At 34.0% G+C, this 297-nt stretch carries 1 protein-coding gene; it reads left to right on the plus strand.

Annotation, left to right across the window (positions count from 1 at the left end; genetic code table 11):
- Nucleotides 1–58: 58 nt before the first annotated feature.
- The coding region (locus GHN92_RS23685) for a hypothetical protein (RefSeq protein ID WP_153381351.1) at nt 59–297 on the plus strand (239 nt) is incomplete at its 3' end.

Here is a 297-nt window from a genome sequence, read left to right on the forward strand (position 1 = left end):
TTCTAACGCATATACTTATTGCGAGCAATACTATTGCGAAAAAATTGTGAGTTGTGTTATGGAGGAAATTGAAGACCGCAGTAAAAAGCTTGGTTATATTTGTTGTGATCTTTTTAGCGAGCTTGCTTCTTCAGAAAAAGCCGCTAAGAAAGCGAAAGAGGATAATATTCGTGAGCCGCTAAACCAAGATCAGTATCAGGAGTTAGCGTCTTCTGAAATTCATAAATTCTTGAAATTTATCGATGAAAAATTCGGATTGAGTTTTATTCAAAAAGATATTTTAGACCAATTTACTAG

Origin of the sequence: Pseudomonas sp. FSL R10-2964 (assembly GCF_009600035.1) — a bacterium.
GTDB lineage: Bacteria > Pseudomonadota > Gammaproteobacteria > Pseudomonadales > Pseudomonadaceae > Aquipseudomonas > Aquipseudomonas bubulae.